At 37.1% G+C, this 16,503-nt stretch carries 17 protein-coding genes and 1 pseudogene; 1 reads left to right on the top strand and 17 read right to left on the bottom strand.

All coding sequences use genetic code 11. The annotated features are described in order from the left end of the window. From D8787_RS06505 to pbp2a, 5 genes and pseudogenes are all read right to left on the bottom strand, one after another. Window positions 1-211: pseudogene (locus tag D8787_RS06505) on the bottom strand (sigma-70 family RNA polymerase sigma factor); the annotation flags it as partial. A gap of 119 nt (window positions 212-330) precedes the next feature. Beyond that, on the bottom strand, window positions 331-867 hold the full coding sequence (gene nusG, locus D8787_RS06500; RefSeq protein ID WP_125421956.1) for a transcription termination/antitermination protein NusG: 537 nt from the start codon (window positions 865-867) through the stop codon (window positions 331-333). A 50-nt stretch (window positions 868-917) separates the two neighbouring features. Continuing rightward, window positions 918-1,094 carry a preprotein translocase subunit SecE gene (secE, locus tag D8787_RS06495; protein WP_001210991.1) on the bottom strand — a complete coding sequence of 59 codons (177 nt, stop codon included), beginning with the start codon at window positions 1,092-1,094 and terminating at the stop codon, window positions 918-920. Window positions 1,095-1,103: 9 nt separating this feature from the next. Continuing rightward, window positions 1,104-1,256 carry a 50S ribosomal protein L33 gene (gene rpmG / locus D8787_RS06490; protein ID WP_001809375.1) on the bottom strand — a complete coding sequence of 51 codons (153 nt, stop codon included), beginning with the start codon at window positions 1,254-1,256 and terminating at the stop codon, window positions 1,104-1,106. Window positions 1,257-1,308: 52 nt separating this feature from the next. Next, window positions 1,309-3,504: a penicillin-binding protein PBP2A gene (pbp2a, locus tag D8787_RS06485; RefSeq protein ID WP_125421953.1), complete on the bottom strand. Its 2,196-nt coding sequence runs from the start codon at window positions 3,502-3,504 to the stop codon at window positions 1,309-1,311. An 86-nt stretch (window positions 3,505-3,590) separates the two neighbouring features. On the opposite strand from pbp2a, the gene D8787_RS06480 reads away from it, so the two are divergent. Next, on the top strand, window positions 3,591-4,466 hold the full coding sequence (locus D8787_RS06480) for an RluA family pseudouridine synthase (protein WP_125421950.1): 876 nt from the start codon (window positions 3,591-3,593) through the stop codon (window positions 4,464-4,466). A 68-nt stretch (window positions 4,467-4,534) separates the two neighbouring features. On the opposite strand, the gene gap is transcribed toward D8787_RS06480, so the two are convergent. The 12 genes from gap to yajC all read right to left on the bottom strand — a co-directional run bounded on the left by gap (window position 4,535) and on the right by yajC (window position 16,477). Then, a complete protein-coding gene (gap, locus tag D8787_RS06475) occupies window positions 4,535-5,542 on the bottom strand; it encodes a type I glyceraldehyde-3-phosphate dehydrogenase (protein WP_000260685.1) in 1,008 nt (335 codons plus the stop codon). Between the two features lie 179 nt (window positions 5,543-5,721). Continuing rightward, on the bottom strand, window positions 5,722-7,023 hold the full coding sequence (locus tag D8787_RS06470; protein ID WP_185776764.1) for an ABC transporter permease: 1,302 nt from the start codon (window positions 7,021-7,023) through the stop codon (window positions 5,722-5,724). Further along, window positions 6,992-7,675: an ABC transporter ATP-binding protein gene (locus tag D8787_RS06465; RefSeq protein ID WP_125421947.1), complete on the bottom strand. Its 684-nt coding sequence runs from the start codon at window positions 7,673-7,675 to the stop codon at window positions 6,992-6,994. Before D8787_RS06465 ends, D8787_RS06470 begins: the two co-directional genes overlap by 32 nt. Continuing rightward, window positions 7,656-8,864, bottom strand: a complete 1,209-nt coding sequence (locus D8787_RS06460) for a hypothetical protein (protein ID WP_125421944.1) — start codon at window positions 8,862-8,864, stop codon at window positions 7,656-7,658. Before D8787_RS06460 ends, D8787_RS06465 begins: the two co-directional genes overlap by 20 nt. Before the next feature lie 11 nt (window positions 8,865-8,875). Further along, a complete protein-coding gene (locus D8787_RS06455; RefSeq protein WP_000861995.1) occupies window positions 8,876-9,460 on the bottom strand; it encodes an ABC transporter ATP-binding protein in 585 nt (194 codons plus the stop codon). Between the two features lie 284 nt (window positions 9,461-9,744). Beyond that, entirely contained in the window at window positions 9,745-10,035 is a 291-nt protein-coding gene (locus D8787_RS06450) for a hypothetical protein (protein WP_125421941.1), read from the bottom strand. A 242-nt stretch (window positions 10,036-10,277) separates the two neighbouring features. Further along, the gene (locus tag D8787_RS06445) at window positions 10,278-11,189 is read right to left on the bottom strand and encodes a helix-turn-helix transcriptional regulator (protein ID WP_125421938.1); all 912 of its coding nucleotides are present in this window, start codon (window positions 11,187-11,189) and stop codon (window positions 10,278-10,280) included. 134 nt (window positions 11,190-11,323) lie between these two features. After that, window positions 11,324-12,235, bottom strand: a complete 912-nt coding sequence (locus tag D8787_RS06440) for a helix-turn-helix domain-containing protein (protein ID WP_125421935.1) — start codon at window positions 12,233-12,235, stop codon at window positions 11,324-11,326. Between the two features lie 131 nt (window positions 12,236-12,366). Further along, window positions 12,367-15,018: a bifunctional acetaldehyde-CoA/alcohol dehydrogenase gene (adhE, locus tag D8787_RS06435; RefSeq protein WP_125421932.1), complete on the bottom strand. Its 2,652-nt coding sequence runs from the start codon at window positions 15,016-15,018 to the stop codon at window positions 12,367-12,369. Between the two features lie 272 nt (window positions 15,019-15,290). Then, window positions 15,291-15,701 (bottom strand): MORN repeat-containing protein, encoded by a 411-nt coding sequence (locus tag D8787_RS06430; RefSeq protein ID WP_125421929.1) that lies wholly within the window; start codon window positions 15,699-15,701, stop codon window positions 15,291-15,293. Continuing rightward, window positions 15,688-16,131, bottom strand: coding sequence for a low molecular weight protein-tyrosine-phosphatase (locus tag D8787_RS06425; RefSeq protein ID WP_125421926.1), 444 nt, complete (start codon window positions 16,129-16,131; stop codon window positions 15,688-15,690). The genes D8787_RS06430 and D8787_RS06425 overlap by 14 nt, the downstream gene beginning before the upstream one ends. A gap of 46 nt (window positions 16,132-16,177) precedes the next feature. Further along, a complete protein-coding gene (gene yajC, locus D8787_RS06420) occupies window positions 16,178-16,477 on the bottom strand; it encodes a preprotein translocase subunit YajC (RefSeq protein ID WP_020901078.1) in 300 nt (99 codons plus the stop codon). Window positions 16,478-16,503 lie beyond the last annotated feature (26 nt).

Genomic DNA, 16,503 nt, shown 5'->3' with positions numbered 1-16,503 from the left:
GATAATCTAGAATCCGACTCCGAAACTTGGTTTTGAAATATTTCCTTAAACGAGGAATATCTTCTACTAATCCTTCTTCTTTACTAATCAATTCATGCAAGCAAATCATTCCCTCTTGATCCCAATCCGATAACTCCCACAAATGAAGGTAATATTCATTTCTACACTTGTATACAATACCTTGGACTTCTTCATACAATTCTTTAAGCATAATCTTCCCCTTTCTAGATACAGTTTAACAAATAAAAAAGCTAATTAGGCCCATTTCGCCTATTCTGTCCTCTTTACTGTCTCAACTGCACAAAAAGAGAGGACAAGCCTCTCTTAGGGTTACAATTCTGCAATTTGGTTTAGGTTTACTTCTGCAACTGTGTCATTACCAAACATAGAGATAATCATTTTCACTTTGTTATTATCAATTTCTGTAATCTTACCAGTGTAGTCTGCAAAAGCACCATCAATAATACGTACGGTTTGGCCAACCTCAACATCGAAATCAAATTCTTGAACAGTTTGTCCCATAGATACCAAAATGTCACGAATTTCTTGTTCCAATAATGGAGTTGGTTTTGATCTGTTCCCGTGTGAGCCAACAAATCCAGTTACATTTGGTGTGTTTCGAACGACAAACCAAGCTTCATCTGTCATGACCATTTCTACAAGAACATAACCTGGAAAGCGATTTTCTTCTATTTCTTTTCTCTTTCCATTTTTTTCAACTTGTACTGTTTGTGTTGGAATTTCAACGCGTAGAATATTATCCAACATATTATAGGTTTGTGCACGTTGTAATAGACTTTCTTTTACCTTATTTTCATAACCAGAATAAGTTTGTAAAACAAACCACCCTTTATCAAAACTATCCATGATATTTCCTTTCATAAATAGAAGATTTTTAGTGTACTTTCACTACTCTTCTAAAAAATGTTAATAAATCGAATCAAACCTGAAACAATCAACTGGTCAAAAATGTAAATAATTACTACAAAGAAAGCTGTGTATTCCATGATAGAACGAAAATCTCTCCAGCTTTCCTTGCGAGTTGGCCATGTTGTGTCTTTAAGAAGTCTAAAAATATCTCCAATAAAACGCATCGCTCTCTCCTATCTCGTTTCTCTGTGTGTAGTGTACTTGCCACAATGCTTACAAAATTTATTTACTTCTAGTCGTGTAGGCTTGGGGTTTCCGCTGATCTTGATTGAATAGTTTCTCGAACCACAAACCGCACAAGCTAGGCTTGCTTTTTTTAGTGCCATAACGCCTCCATCCTATCTATTATAACAAGAAAGCTAGGCTTTGACAAGCATCTTAGCGAAATAGATTGACTACCGAATCCCAGATTGTTTGAGCCTTTTCCTTAATCTTGGCATCCGAGATAGCCCGACTAGCCTCATCTACTAGATTTTGCGCACGTCCTCGAATATCAGACAAATTATCATCTGTCTGGCTATTATCATTGGTTTGTACTTGTCTTTTTGTGTTAGCTGGTGCAATTCCATTTTGCTTATAAGCATTTTCAACTGTAAAGGTACTTCCTGGTGTATAAGGTAAAATGGTATTTGCAATATTTCTGAAGACATGGGCTGCACCGTTTGAAGTAGATCCTGCTAGATAGTGATTTTCATCAGTGGTCGGAAAACCAAGCCAGTGACTAATCACTACATCCGGAGTATAGCCAATTACCCACTGGTCACTTGTGTATTCAGGATTGAAAACTGCTTCAGTTGTACCAGTTTTTCCTGCCATTACATAATCTGCAGGCGATGAACTAATACCGGTACCGTTGGTGAATGTCCCCAACATCATACTGGTCATCTTATCAGCTACAGACTTATCAATCACCCGTTTTTGTGAATTTTTATGGCTTGCAATAACTTGTCCACTAGCATTTTCAATTCTACTAATAAAATGAGCTTCAGGCATTAAACCTTCATTTGCAAAGGCAGCATATGCTTGAGCCATTTGCAGAGGATTGGTTTCGACACCACTTCCCAAGGCGACACCAAGAACACGGTCGACCTTTTCCATGTTGAGTCCGAATTTTTCGCCTGCCTCAAAAGCCTTGTCGACGCCCAAATCATTAACAGTGGCAACAGCAGGTAGATTAAGCGATTCTGCCAAGGCTTGATACATAGGAACTTCTCGACTCGTTTTGATTCCTGCATAGTTATCAACTTTATAGCTGTCGTACTGCATGGTATGGTTATCCAACTGCTTATTCAAAGCCCAGCCTGCTTCAACTGCTGGCGTATAAACAACTAAAGGCTTGATTGTAGAACCAGGGCTACGTTTTGATTGAGTTGCATAGTTGAAATTCCGGAATCCAGTTTTATCATTGCCAGCAACTTGACCGACAACTCCACGAACTCCCCCTGTTTTCGGTTCGAGAGCTACACTTCCTGATTGAGCAAATGTTCCATCCTCTGCCCTCGGAAATAACGATGTGTTTTCATAAACAACCTGCATATTTGCTTGGTAATTTTGGTCCAGCTCTGTGTAAATGCGATAGCCATTATTGACAATCTCTTCCTCTGTTAGATTATACTTGGAAACAGCTTCATTAACAACCGCGTCAAAATAAGAGGGGTAGCGGTAATCTGAAATTTTTCCTTCATACTTATCTTGTAATTGCGAAGTCATATCAACTTCAGCAGCTTCGCTTTCTTGATTTTTATCAATATATCCTGCTGCAAGCATATTTTGCAAGACAGTATCGCGACGATTAGTCGAATCTTGTACAGAATTCAAAGGATTATACAGTTCCGGCCCCTTGAGCATCCCTGCCAGAGTCGCAGCTTGATCCAAACTCACTTCTGACGCAGAAACTCCAAAGTATTTCTTACTCGCATCTTCTACACCCCACACACCATTTCCAAAATAGGCGTTGTTAAGGTACATGGTTAAAATTTGATCCTTACTATATTTTTTGGTTAATTCTAAAGCAAGAAAAAATTCTTTCGCTTTTCTCTCAACAGTTTGATCCTGCGACAAATAGGCGTTTTTAGCCAGCTGTTGGGTAATAGTAGAACCACCACCTGAACGACCAGCAGTGACAATAGCCAAGAAGAAGCGGCCATAGTTAATCCCGTCATTTTTATAGAAAGAACGGTCTTCTGTCGCAATAACGGCATTCTGCAAATTTTTACTGATATCAGTCAATTCAACATAAGTTCCTTTTTGACCAGACAAGGCACCTGCCTCCTTTTCTTCACGGTCAAAAATGAGTGTTCGAGTTTTCAAGGCATTTTGCAAATCATTGACATTGGTTGACTTGGCTACAGCAAACAAATAGGTTCCAACTAGCAAGCTCGCACTCAAACCTAGTATAAGGACAATCTTTGTTAGATGATAGCGACGCCAGAATTTTCGAATCGGACCCACTTGGGCTAATTTTTTTCGATCACTGCGAGAGCGACGCAAGCTAGTAGACCCAGAGTCCTCTAGTTCACTTGTTTCTTTTTTAAAAAGAGAAAGAAATTTCTCAAATAATTTATCTAATTTCATGCGTTTATTTTATCATCTTCATCATAGGAAGACAAGAATTTAGCTATTTCCTATCCAAATAGGGCTTTTTTTGTTACAATATCTGTATGAAATTCACATTTACATTACCCGCTTCTTTGCCTCAAATGACGGTGAAGCAATTATTAGAGGAGCAACTCCTTATTCCTAGAAAAATTCGTCATTTTTTGAGAATCAAGAAACATATTTTGATAAACCAAGAAGAAGTTCACTGGAACGAGATGGTAAATCCTGGAGATGTTTGCCAGTTGACATTTGACGAGGAAGATTATCCCAAAAAGACAATCCCTTGGGGCAACCCAGACTTAGTTCAGGAAGTTTATCAAGATCAACACTTGATTATTGTAAACAAACCTGAGGGGATGAAAACGCACGGCAACCAACCAAACGAAATTGCTCTTCTTAACCACGTCAGTGCCTACCTTGGCCAAACCTGTTATGTCGTTCATCGTCTAGACATGGAAACCAGCGGTTTAGTTCTCTTCGCTAAAAATCCTTTTATCCTACCTATTCTCAATCGCTTACTGGAGAAAAAAGAGATTTCTAGGGAATATTGGGCCCTTGTTGATGGAAATATCAGCAACAAAGAGCTTGTTTTCAGAGACAAAATCGGACGTGATCGTCATGATCGTAGAAAAAGAATAATTGATGCAAAAAATGGGCAATATGCTGAAACGCATGTAAGCAGATTAAAGCAATTTTCAAACAAAACTTCCTTGGTTCGTTGCAAACTAAAGACAGGCAGAACCCATCAGATTCGTGTCCACCTTTCTCATCATAACTTCCCCATCTTGGGTGACCCTCTCTATAATTGTAAATCAAAGACAAGTCGGCTTATGCTTCATGCCTTTCGACTTTCCTTTACCCATCCGCTTACATTAGAGAAGCTAACTTTCACTACCCTTTCAGATACCTTTGAAAGAGAAATAAAAAAGAATGGATGATTGTGTCATCCATTTTTAAATATTTAAAAAGCAAGACCAGAGGCCTTGCTTTTCTATCGACTCAAGAATTATTTAGCGATTTTTGCGAAGTATTCAAGAGTACGAACAAGTTGTGCAGTGTATGACATTTCGTTGTCGTACCATGATACAACTTTAACCAATTGTTTACCGTCAACGTCAAGAACTTTAGTTTGAGTTGCGTCAAACAATGAACCGTAAGACATACCTACGATATCTGAAGATACGATTGGATCTTCTGTGTAACCGTATGATTCGTTTGAAGCTGCTTTCATAGCTGCGTTTACTTCATCAACAGTAACGTTCTTTTCAAGAACTGCTACCAATTCAGTAACTGATCCTGTTGGAGTTGGAACGCGTTGTGCAGATCCGTCAAGTTTACCGTTCAATTCTGGGATTACAAGACCGATAGCTTTCGCAGCACCAGTTGAGTTAGGAACGATGTTTGCAGCACCAGCGCGAGCACGGCGAAGGTCACCACCACGGTGTGGTCCGTCAAGGATCATTTGGTCACCAGTGTAAGCGTGGATAGTAGTCATCAATCCTTCAACAACACCAAAGTTGTCTTGAAGAGCTTTAGCCATAGGAGCCAAGCAGTTTGTAGTACATGAAGCACCTGAGATAACTGTTTCAGTACCATCAAGAACGTCGTGGTTAGTGTTAAATACAACTGTTTTAACGTCGTTTCCACCAGGAGCAGTGATAACAACTTTTTTAGCTCCACCTTTAAGGTGTTTTTCAGCTGCTTCTTTCTTAGCAAAGAAACCAGTAGCTTCAAGAACGATTTCTACACCGTCAGTAGCCCAGTCGATTTGCTCTGGATCACGTTCAGCAGAAACTTTAACGAATTTACCGTTAACTTCAAATCCACCTTCTTTGACTTCAACAGTACCGTCGAAACGACCTTGAGTTGTGTCGTATTTCAACAAGTGTGCAAGCATAACTGGATCTGTAAGGTCGTTGATGCGTGTAACTTCAACACCTTCTACGTTTTGGATACGACGGAAAGCAAGACGACCGATACGTCCGAAACCGTTAATACCAACTTTAACTACCATTAGTGATTTCCTCCTTATGAAAATCATGAAATTTTTATTGTGAAAAGAGTAACTTGAATCACTACAAATCACCTTTCAACAAACCTATTATATAACTATTTAAATTTAATTGCAAGTACGGGCATTGTTTTTCTATGTTAGTTTCTTTTTGAGCGACGATAATCTAGTAACGTCCTTAACTATTCATATCGTAGCGATTCTACAGGATCCATTTTACTAATTTTACGTGCTGGGAAGTAGGCTGAGACATAACCAAGTAATAGAGCGAAAGCTAGAGTTCCTAAAATAGATAGAAGATTTAATTCAAAAACCTTAGTGATGGATGGATAAAAGTGACTTACAACCGCATTCGCCAAACTTCCCACCCCTTGTGCAACCAAAAAGGCCAGCAGCAAGGCGATTCCTACAATCCAGATAGCCTCGTAAATAAAAATTCCTTTGACATCGCGATTTTGATAACCAACTGCCTTCATGACACCTATTTCCTTAGAACGCTGCATGATATTGATGTAAATAATGATACCAATCATGACTGCTGCTACCACAATAGCTTGTGATGAAAGCACAATCAACAATCCCTGAATGACACGAATAAAAGTAATCACAATATCAAGAACCTTCTGTTGAGAAAGAACAGTATACTTCTTATTTTTCTGTAATTCTTCTGTTACCGCTTTTGTCTGTGATGGATCTTTGAGTTCCAAGATAAAATAAGATACAGCTTTTGTAAATCCAGCTTCTTTCAAAATTGTTTCCATTTGATTAGAGGGCATAAAACTGTTGCTGTTCTCCATGTCATCTTCATCATTGATCACACGCACAATCTTTGTTTGAAATTGAGCAGTCTTGCTAGCTTCGGCAGCATTTTCTACAATACTTGCTGAAACTGATTTGCCAATAACATCATTAGCTGTCAGATTTTTTCCTGTCTGTTCATTCCAACTTTTTAGTAAACTACTTGGAATCGTCAACCCCTGTTCATTTGCATCACTATAGAGGGAGCCAGCTAACACTTTGTCCGCCTCATTACTACTAACAGAAATACTTGTATCCTCATAGAGACTCACTACTTGAGCATAAGAAGGCATCGTTTGACTCAGATCCATTTCTTGCCCATCTATAGTCATATTTGACATGGTCATCCCAAAAGGACTCTCCAAATATTTAATAGCTTCTTTCCCAACTGTATCCGTAATATAGTTCTTATCATCTTGGTTCAAGAAGCCTCGTCCAGCATTTTCTGTGTTTAAAGCAATCTGAACTTGAGAAGGAATTTGACCTCCATTCGTATTTTCATCAATCATCGAAATCAAAGCATTTCCCAAGCCGAAAGAAATTAAGACTCCTACAAAACCGATTGAGGTTGCTAGCGCAATCAATAGGTTACGCCACTTTCTTTCCAGAAAGTTATTTAAAGAAAGTTTGAATTTGTTTTTCAATGATAATCCTTTATTTTTTGACTTCTTCAACGACTTCACCATCCTTCATTTTGATAATCACATCTGCATATTCAGCAACCTCTGGATTATGGGTTACAATCAATACTGTTTTCCCTGTTTGGGCTAAATTTTTAAATACTTCCAATACCATTTCTTGAGATTGAGAATCCAGCGAACCCGTTGGCTCATCTGCTACAATCATATCAGGCTGATTTACCAAGGCACGCGCGATTGCTACACGTTGCTTTTGCCCGCTAGAAAGCTGTTTAACATTTTTAGCCACAAAAGGTTCCATGCCCAAGTTACTTAATTGCTCCTTTGCAATCATTGTCATCTCCCTGTCAGATAAATCTTTGACATAGAGAGGTAGCTTGACATTGTCCAAGACAGACTGATGAGGAATGAGGTTAAAGTTTTGAAACACAAATCCAATCTTATCTTTACGAAATTGAGTTAGTTCAATCTCTGATAAGTCACGGAGGGATTCCCCTTTAAACTCTAAATCTCCTTCATATTGTCTATCTAAACCGCTAATGATATTTAGTAAACTGGTTTTGCCACAGCCTGATGGGCCGTAAATCGCTGTAATTTTACCTTTTGCAATCTGCAGATTTATATTTCTTAGAGCCTGCTCTTGATGTTTACCGTCCAAGGCGTAAAACTTTGAAATACTTTTAATGGATAAAATGGACATGATTATCTCCTTTAATTACTTTTGACAACATATGTCGATATAAACTACAATAAATAATACTGATATAAACTATATTTAACAATATCAAGCCCCATAAACCAAATAGTTTAATTTGATTGAATAATAAGCAAACCATAACTGGTACGAAGCGAATAATGTACAACGTTATCCTTGTATTTATAGGAATTGAAAAAGCATCTAATTCTTTCGCATTCTTGAAATGATACTTTCTAAATATAATTATCTCTAACATTTGTATTCCTTGGCATAAAAAATATGCTAGAGAAACTCCGAAAAGAAATAGGGAAATATCTATAAAACCGTACCCCAGATAATTTAAAAAGAAATATAGCGAGATCGACGGAACTAAGATACTAATAAAATTTAAAGACCAAATTCTTTTTTTTATAAACTTATTAAGATTGACCCCAACAGCCTTCAGATAAGGGAAGTCCTTATTTAAAGTAAGAAAATAAAAATTTATCCCTTTATTGCTAAAAAATACTGTCCCTGAAAATAAAGCTGTATTCAATATCATCGCTTTATTCGAGATATCAATTCCTAAAAAATCTGGTAAAACCAACCACATGAACATAAACATAAAAGTTGAAAATACAGGTATAGTCATCGCTTTAAACACCGTCAAACCATCAACGACAGATAATAAATAGGCCATACTGAACGATTTTTTAAACCTTGGCCTAACATACCTGATTTTCGGTATAAAAAATATACTATTAAGTAAAAAAACAAGTAGGCATGCAAATATTCCTAAAGAAATATCATAGAAAAAAATAACTACTAAGATGGGGGAAACTAGAATTAAATTCTTTAAAAATACTATATTCCAAAATTCTCTCCCTGTGACATTGAAAAATATCCTCATTGTACTCTCTGTTTTAGTTTTTAAAACATAAATATTTTCATAAATTATTCCTAATAACAAAATTGCAGGAACAAGTATTTTTACTAATTCAAAGTATGATAGGATACCCCAAATTTGATTTTCACTTAATAGCTTATAAACTTCTTGTTTAGCAAAACAAAATATAAAAATCAAACTAACAGATGAAAAAAAATATTTGTAGGTCGATTGAAGCAACGATAATTCCTTGACATTATTCGAATCATTCCAGTATCCCTGTCGAGATAGGAATAATAGAGTAATAGAATAATAAAACTTTTCCATATAACTTTCCTCTACAAAGAAATAATCTGATCAACTGTCGGTAAAATTTCTTGCCTCTCGTGACTTACAATAATGAAGTGTTTGCCTAGATTTATCTTTTGCTCCATCAATTGAAGCAGATTTTCAACCGAAATTTGATCTAAACCTGATAAAGGTTCATCCATAACATACAAGTCCGAATCCAATAAAAATGCTGCTATAAGCATTACTTTTTTCTTTTCTCCTAATGACAATGATTGAATTGTTTGTGTCATTAATTTCTCATTCAAATAAAATTGTTCTCGTAATTCTCTTAACCGTTCTTCGAACAAATTTGTTTCAATAAAAAATTGTTTCTGTAAAAATCCGAATAATAAATTAGGAGATAAACCAATGAAATAGTTGTCCGAAGAATCTGGAACATAGCTAACCTTTTCTTCAGAAATCAATGAGCCAGAATATGGTTGAACAATTCCTAGTAATACTTTCAATAATGTTGACTTTCCTGAGCCATTTTTTCCAGTAATCAGTGTCAGACCTGAATTTGAAGTATCAAAAGAAATATTGTTAAACAGTATCCTACTATTTATCCTATACGAAATGTTCTCTACTTTCATTTTTTCTCCTTTTATATTATAATTAAAATAGTTGATAGTTATGTCTATAATCTTTTTGAGAATGCCCATTTTCAAACTGAGACATAACTATCAANTATTTTTTTATATTAATTTCTAATTTTACTAATATTTTATGTAAAAATCAACTCTGTTCTATTAATTTCTAAACTAGAACCACTGTTTAACCCAGCCCCAGATAGCTTCCCATATCAAACTAATCAGAATTCATTTTATAATTCTCCATACCCAACGCCACATTTATTCTTTCTCCTTTTCTGTGATTCCTACTTTAATCTTCTGAAAAAATCAATATTCCTAAATGTCCTGTTATTCTCCAACGTCATATCAAGTCCCTCATTTACTTCTCGTACAATAATAAGTGCATTATTTGCTATACCGACTAATGGATAGACTTTTAATATCTGGGGTTTTATTGTAATCAAATCCAATAAATAGCCGTTAACTCTTATTTCTACTTGAATAAGAGTTGATAGTGTTTGTCGAATGAGCAGTACATCTCCTACTTCTGACATGCCAGTCAATAAAACATTGTTTATTCGTTCAAATTCTAGCATGCTTCTCACCTTCATAAAAATAGCAACGATTGTCTACTTCCACCAAAGCAAAGTTCCTAAAAGTGAAAAAAAACTGAATCATCTTTGACTACCTCCTTTTTTATATATGAAGTTAATGATAAATTACATTATTCAATAACTTTTCAAGTAAACAAAAATTAGTAAACTTCTTGCTTACACATTGGATTATATCAGTTTATAAAAAATTCTCCAATGACAGAAATGTCACTCCTATAAAGCATTTAACAATACCTTTCTAAGTCTTCGCTCCATTCATTATCTAAACTAACGATTAACTTCTCATTGCCAAACATCCTCGCCATCATTTTTGCTTCTTCATACTTTTGTTTTGCTGTATCATAATCAGTCTGAATATAATATTTCCATTCGACCATAAGTACAATCGGTTGCTTTTGAAAATCTCGTGTTTTTTCAGAAATCCAATTAAGTTTTTCCACAGCTAACTTAAATAACTCTAAGTCATTCAATAATTCACAACTTCCCAGCCCTGCAAATAACACATCACGAACAAGAAATAAATCGTCCGTACCGCTATTTTCTACGTTATTACACACTTTTTGAAACATTAATTGAAGTTTCTGCTGTTCGCTACTAGATAACTGTCCTTTTTTTATATTTTCTAAATAACTACACAAAAAATACAATCTAATTTTTAAAAGATCTGAAAAGGAAAATTCTCTTTGATTCCATAGTTCCTCAAAAGATTCATCTAAAAGCGCTATTCCATACTGTTCATTATCCGTCGCTCTCACTTCATCTATTGCTTGAAGACAATCCACTATCATCTTCTCATCACGTGGCAAATCATCATAAAAATTCTCAAAAATCTCATCAAAATATTCTTCCTTTTGTTCCTGCAACTCCTTGTCTCCGTAGTCAGGGTGATGTAAAAGAAAGTACTTTAATTCTTGGTAACGTTTCGGTAATTCCTTATAGTCTGGCATCAAGACATAGGACGGAATTTCTAATCTATCTGCAATATATTCTAGTGTTTTTATCGTCGGGCGAAATTCTCCTTTTTCGATTCTCACCAACTGACGGACTGATAATTCGGATTCATCCCCACAAAAAACTGGACGACTAAGTCCTTTCTCCTCTCTAAGGATTCGTACCTTCTCTCCTAATTCATTCACTTCTCTTTACCTCTAGAATCATTCCAAAAACTTTGATAACCAAACAAACATATGCATTTATTATAATATTTTATCAAAAAATGTACAAAAAGCGACATTTCCCCAATGACAGAAATGTCACTCCTATAAAGCATTTAACAATACCTTTCTAAGTCTTCGCTCCATTCATTATCTAAACTAACGATTAACTTCTCATTGCCAAACATCCTCGCCATCATTTTTGCTTCTTCATACTTTTGTTTTGCCGTATCATAATCAGTCTGAAGATAATATTTCCACTCCACCATCAAGACAATCGGTTGTTTTTGAAAATCTCGTGTTTTTTGCCCTATTTTATTTAAGGTCTCGACTGCCCTCTTAAAATAATGAAGCAACCCCATAATCTCTATACAAGTTAAAGAAGCTAACAAGGAGTCTCTAAGTAAGTCCAAACAATCGAACTCTATCTTATCAACCTGAGAACTTAATTTGTCATGAAAACAAAGAATGGTTTCATACTCAGATTCTTTTATCTCACCCATATTTAAACCATCCATTAACTGACAGTTGAAATACAGTCTCAGTTTCAACAAGTCCTCGGCTTTATATACATCTCTGTATAGTAAGTCTTGAAGACCGTCCTCAATCACACCACTTCCGTATAAGGAATTACTAGTCGCTCTCACTTCATCTATTGCTTGAAGACAATCCACTAGCACTTTCTCATCACGTGGCAAATCATCATAAAAACATTCAAAAATTTCATCGAAATATTCTTCCTTTTGTTCCTGCAACTCCTTGTCTCCATAGTCAGGATGATGAAGAAGAAAGTATTTTAATTCTTGGTAACGCTTGGGTAATTCCTTATAATCTGGCATCAAGACGTAGGATGGAATTTCTAATCTATCTGCAATATATTCTAGTGTTTTTATCGTCGGGCGAAATTCTCCTTTTTCTATCCGCACCAGCTGACGGACTGATAATTCGGATTCATCCCCACAAAATACTGGGCAACTAAGCCCTTTCTCCTCTCTAAGAAGCCTTACCTTTTCCCCTAGCTCATTCATCTCTTACATTTCTCCCTCGCATGATTATAAAAGATTTGATTTTCAAACAAATATATGCGATGATTATACCATTTTTCAAATAGAATTACAAAAAAGAGACAGGAAATTCCTGCCTCTAGGCTGATAAACAATTATTTGCGGCGTCCTGGACGTTCTGCATAGCCATAGTAAGCATCTGCCATGATTTCTTCCATGTCAGCTACCATTGGCAAGCGTGGGTTAGCAGGTGAACATTGATCTTCATAAGCAAGCAAGGCAATTTCATGCAAGCTGTCTTTCCAAGCTTTTTCATCAATTCCTTGATCCTTGAAGTTCATCTTGATACCTACTGCAACACCAAGTTCGTAAACAGCTTTAGCGTATGCTTCAACTGCTTCCTCTGGAGTTGAGTGAGGCAAGCCAAGCATTTTCGCGATGTCTTGGAATTTCTCATCAGCTTTCCAGTAGTTGTATTTAGGCCATGTAGTAGTCTTAGATGGACGAGTTCCGTTGTAACGGATAACATATGGAAGCAAGATAGCATTTGTACGTCCGTGAACAGTGTGGTGAACACCACCAATCTTGTGGGCCATTGAGTGGCTCATACCAAGGAAGGCATTGGCGAAGGCCATACCAGCCATTGTAGACGCATTGTGCATTTTCTCGCGAGCTTCTGAGTCAGCTGTCTTAACAGATTTTTCCAACCATTCAAAGACAAGTTTGATTGTTTGAAGGGCGATACCGTCTGTATAGTCGTTAGCGAAGTTTGAAGTGTAGGCTTCAGTCGCGTGTGTCAAGACGTCCATACCTGTATCAGCAGCGATAAAGTCTGGAACTGATTCAACCAAAGCAGGGTCAACAATCGCAATAGTTGGTGTCAATGAGTAGTCAGCCAATGGGTATTTGCGGTTGTTTTTCTTGTCAGAGATAACGGCAAATGGTGTTACTTCTGAACCAGTACCTGAAGTTGTTGGGATACCAATGTACTTCGCTTTCTTACCAAGTGATGGGAAGCGGAAGGCGCGTTTACGGATATCCATGAATTTTTGAACCAAGTCACGGAAGTCGATTTCTGGTTGTTCGTAGAAGAGCCACATTACTTTCGCCGCGTCCATTGGAGAACCACCACCAAGAGCAATGATTGTGTCTGGTTCAAATGCTTTCATCACCTCAGCACCACGTTCTACAGTTGTGATGTCTGGATCTGGTTCAACATCTGAGAAGACTTGGATAGTTACACGGTTGCTACGTGCGTTCAATTGGTCGATAACACGTTGAACGAAACCAAGTTTTTCGATTGATTTGTCCGTAACGATCATAACGCGTTCAATATCTTCACATGTTTGAAGGTATTGGATAGAATTACGTTCGAAGTAAATTTTTGAAGGAACTTTAAACCATTGCATATTATTTCTACGTTTCCCTACTTTCTTGATGTTTAGGAGGTTAATAGCGCTCACGTTATCCCCAACAGAGTTGCGTCCGTATGAACCACATCCAAGTGTCAATGATGGGATGAAAGCATTGTAAACGTCACCGATACCACCGAAAGTAGATGGAGAGTTCCAGATAATACGCATAGCTTTGATTTCTGTACCAAAGCGTTTAGCAAGCTCTTCGTCTTTTGTATGGATAGCTGCTGAGTGACCAAGTCCGTTAAACTCAACCATTTGACGAGCTTTTGTAAGACCATCTTCTGTATCTTCAGCTTTCAGTACAGCGATTACTGGTGACAATTTTTCACGAGTCAGTGGTTCTTTTGGTCCTACTTCCTCACATTCTGCCGCCAAGATGTTTGTTCCTTCTGGAACGCTGAATCCTGCTTGTTCTGCAATCCATGCTGCTGGTTTACCAACAATATTTGCATTTAGTTTAGCACCAGCACAGTTTTTGCTGTTTGCTTTAACACCGAAACAGAATTCTTCAAGAAGTGCTTTTTCTTTTTTGTTTACAAAGTAAGTGTGGTATGATTTGAATTCTTCTACAAATTCATCATACACTTCTTTATCAATGATAACCGCTTGTTCTGATGCACAGACCATCCCATTATCAAATGATTTAGACATCACGATGTCATGAGCAGCTTGACGAAGGTCAGCAGATTTTTCTACATAGGCAGGAACGTTTCCGGCACCTACCCCAAGAGCTGGTTTACCACATGAATATGCCGCTTTAACCATGGCATTCCCACCAGTTGCAAGGATAGTCGCAACACCTTCGTGATTCATAAGCGCTCCAGTTGCTTCCATAGATGGCTCTGTAATCCATTGAACACAGTTTTCAGGTGCTCCAGCTGCGATAGCGGCATCACGAACGATTTGTGCTGCGTGAGCTGATGATTCTTGAGCTGATGGGTGGAAAGCAAACACGATTGGATTACGTGTTTTCAAAGCAATCAATGATTTGAAAATAGCTGTTGAAGTTGGGTTGGTTGTTGGAGTGACACCACAGATTACACCAACAGGTTCAGCAATCTTCGTCAAGCCTGTAATTGGATCATCTTCGATAACTCCAACTGTTTTAACTCCACGCATATTGTTCACTACGTGTTCACAGGCAAATAGATTTTTCGTTGCCTTATCTTCAAACACCCCACGACCAGTTTCTTCAACTGCATGTTGTGCCAGTATACCATGCGCGTCAAGTGCTGCAACCGAAGCTTTTGCCACAATATAGTCAACTTGTTCTTGGTTCAACTTGCGCATCTCATCAAGCGCAACCAAAGCTTTTTTCACGAGACCATCGACATGCTTTTCAGCAGCAAGTTGTTTTTCCTCAGGTGTTACAGTTTTTTTATCAGCCATATTTTCCTCCATAGCCTTTAAGGATTTTATCCTTTGTTAATTTTTTCACAAGTTTATTATAACTCTTTTTTTATGTTTTGTAAACAGTTTCATAAACATTTCACAAAGAATTTTTGCGACATTGTGAAATTACTCTCAAATACGTTATAGTATCAACTTTTGACTAGATGATTGTGAAATAACAACAAAAATTTTTTTATTTCACAATCCTAACAAACGATAGGAAAACGCTTTCTTGTTTTCTTGTAAAAAAACCTCCATGTCAGGAGGCTTTATTTTTGTTGAAAAACGCCTTGTTTAAAAGTCCCTTCATAAACGACTTCTTGTTCTGTTGTTAGTTTTCCTTTTCCTTCAGCCTGACCATTTACAAAATCACCTTCGTAGGTCCAGCCTTCTTTAGATTGAAAGGTACCTTTTCCGTTGAAGGCTCCATTGTTGAAACCACCTGTATATTGGTCTCCATTTTGGAAGGTGATGGTGCCTTGACCATTCATTTTACCACGAACAAGACTGCCGTCATAAACAATCGTTCCATTATCCAGTTTTAAAACACCTTTTCCGGGAATATTTAGAAAAAAGACGAGTACAGCACAGACAGCAATGGTAACTACTGCTAAAATCTCTAAACGAGGACGAGTCAGATAGACACGATACTTTTCGTAAAAATTCTTAAGATTCTCCACCTTCACTCTCCTTCTCTAAACGTTCTATCCAAGTTTGACACCCCTCTTGAACACGCCGATAAGTTTCCTCAAAATCTCCTGTATACCAAGGATCTGGAACACTTTCAGATGCAAATGAGTGTATCTTATCTTGACAGTCTACTGGACACATCTGACGTAAGTCAGAAACATTTGAAGCGTCCATTCCGATAACATAATCAAAGTCTTCAAAATCTTCCCTACTAATCTGAAGCGATGTCTTGTTCTTGTCATAAGGAATCTCATATTGTCGAAAAATCCCTTGAGTTCCCTTATGAATCGGATTGCCATGTTCCCAAGAGGACGTCGCTCGACTTTGGATTTCGTAGTTATCTGTCATTGATTTCATAACAAACTCAGCCATAGGACTACGGCAAATATTTCCAAGACAGACAAAGACTAGTTTTTTCATCCCATTTCCTTTCTTTTATAGAAAAACGGGAGTTAGTGATCCCGTCTTATTTTTCAATTGCACCTTCGAGTGAAGCTGTTTCTTTAAGTGGTAATACGGTCTTAATAGCAGCTAATTCAAAAGTCAAGTAAACCCCATCTACATCAAGAACAATTGTTTTCTTTTCCGTATCTACTTCATCGACCGTTCCGTAAAGTCCACCGATTGTAATCACTTCATAGCCTTTTTGTAGTTTATTCAAACTTTCCATACGTTTTTGTGCTTGTTTCTTTTGAGAGCGTTGCGTAAAGAACATCAAGCCCAACATAGCCACAAGAATGATTAAAAATGTATATTGTGATTCCATTATATTCTCCTTTGTCTTTTACATAG

It is taken from the genome of Streptococcus mitis, from assembly GCF_003944325.1.
Classification (GTDB): domain Bacteria; phylum Bacillota; class Bacilli; order Lactobacillales; family Streptococcaceae; genus Streptococcus; species Streptococcus mitis_CW.
The sequence above is the reverse complement of the archived record's forward strand: the minus strand, read 5'-3'. Positions and strand labels throughout refer to the sequence as shown.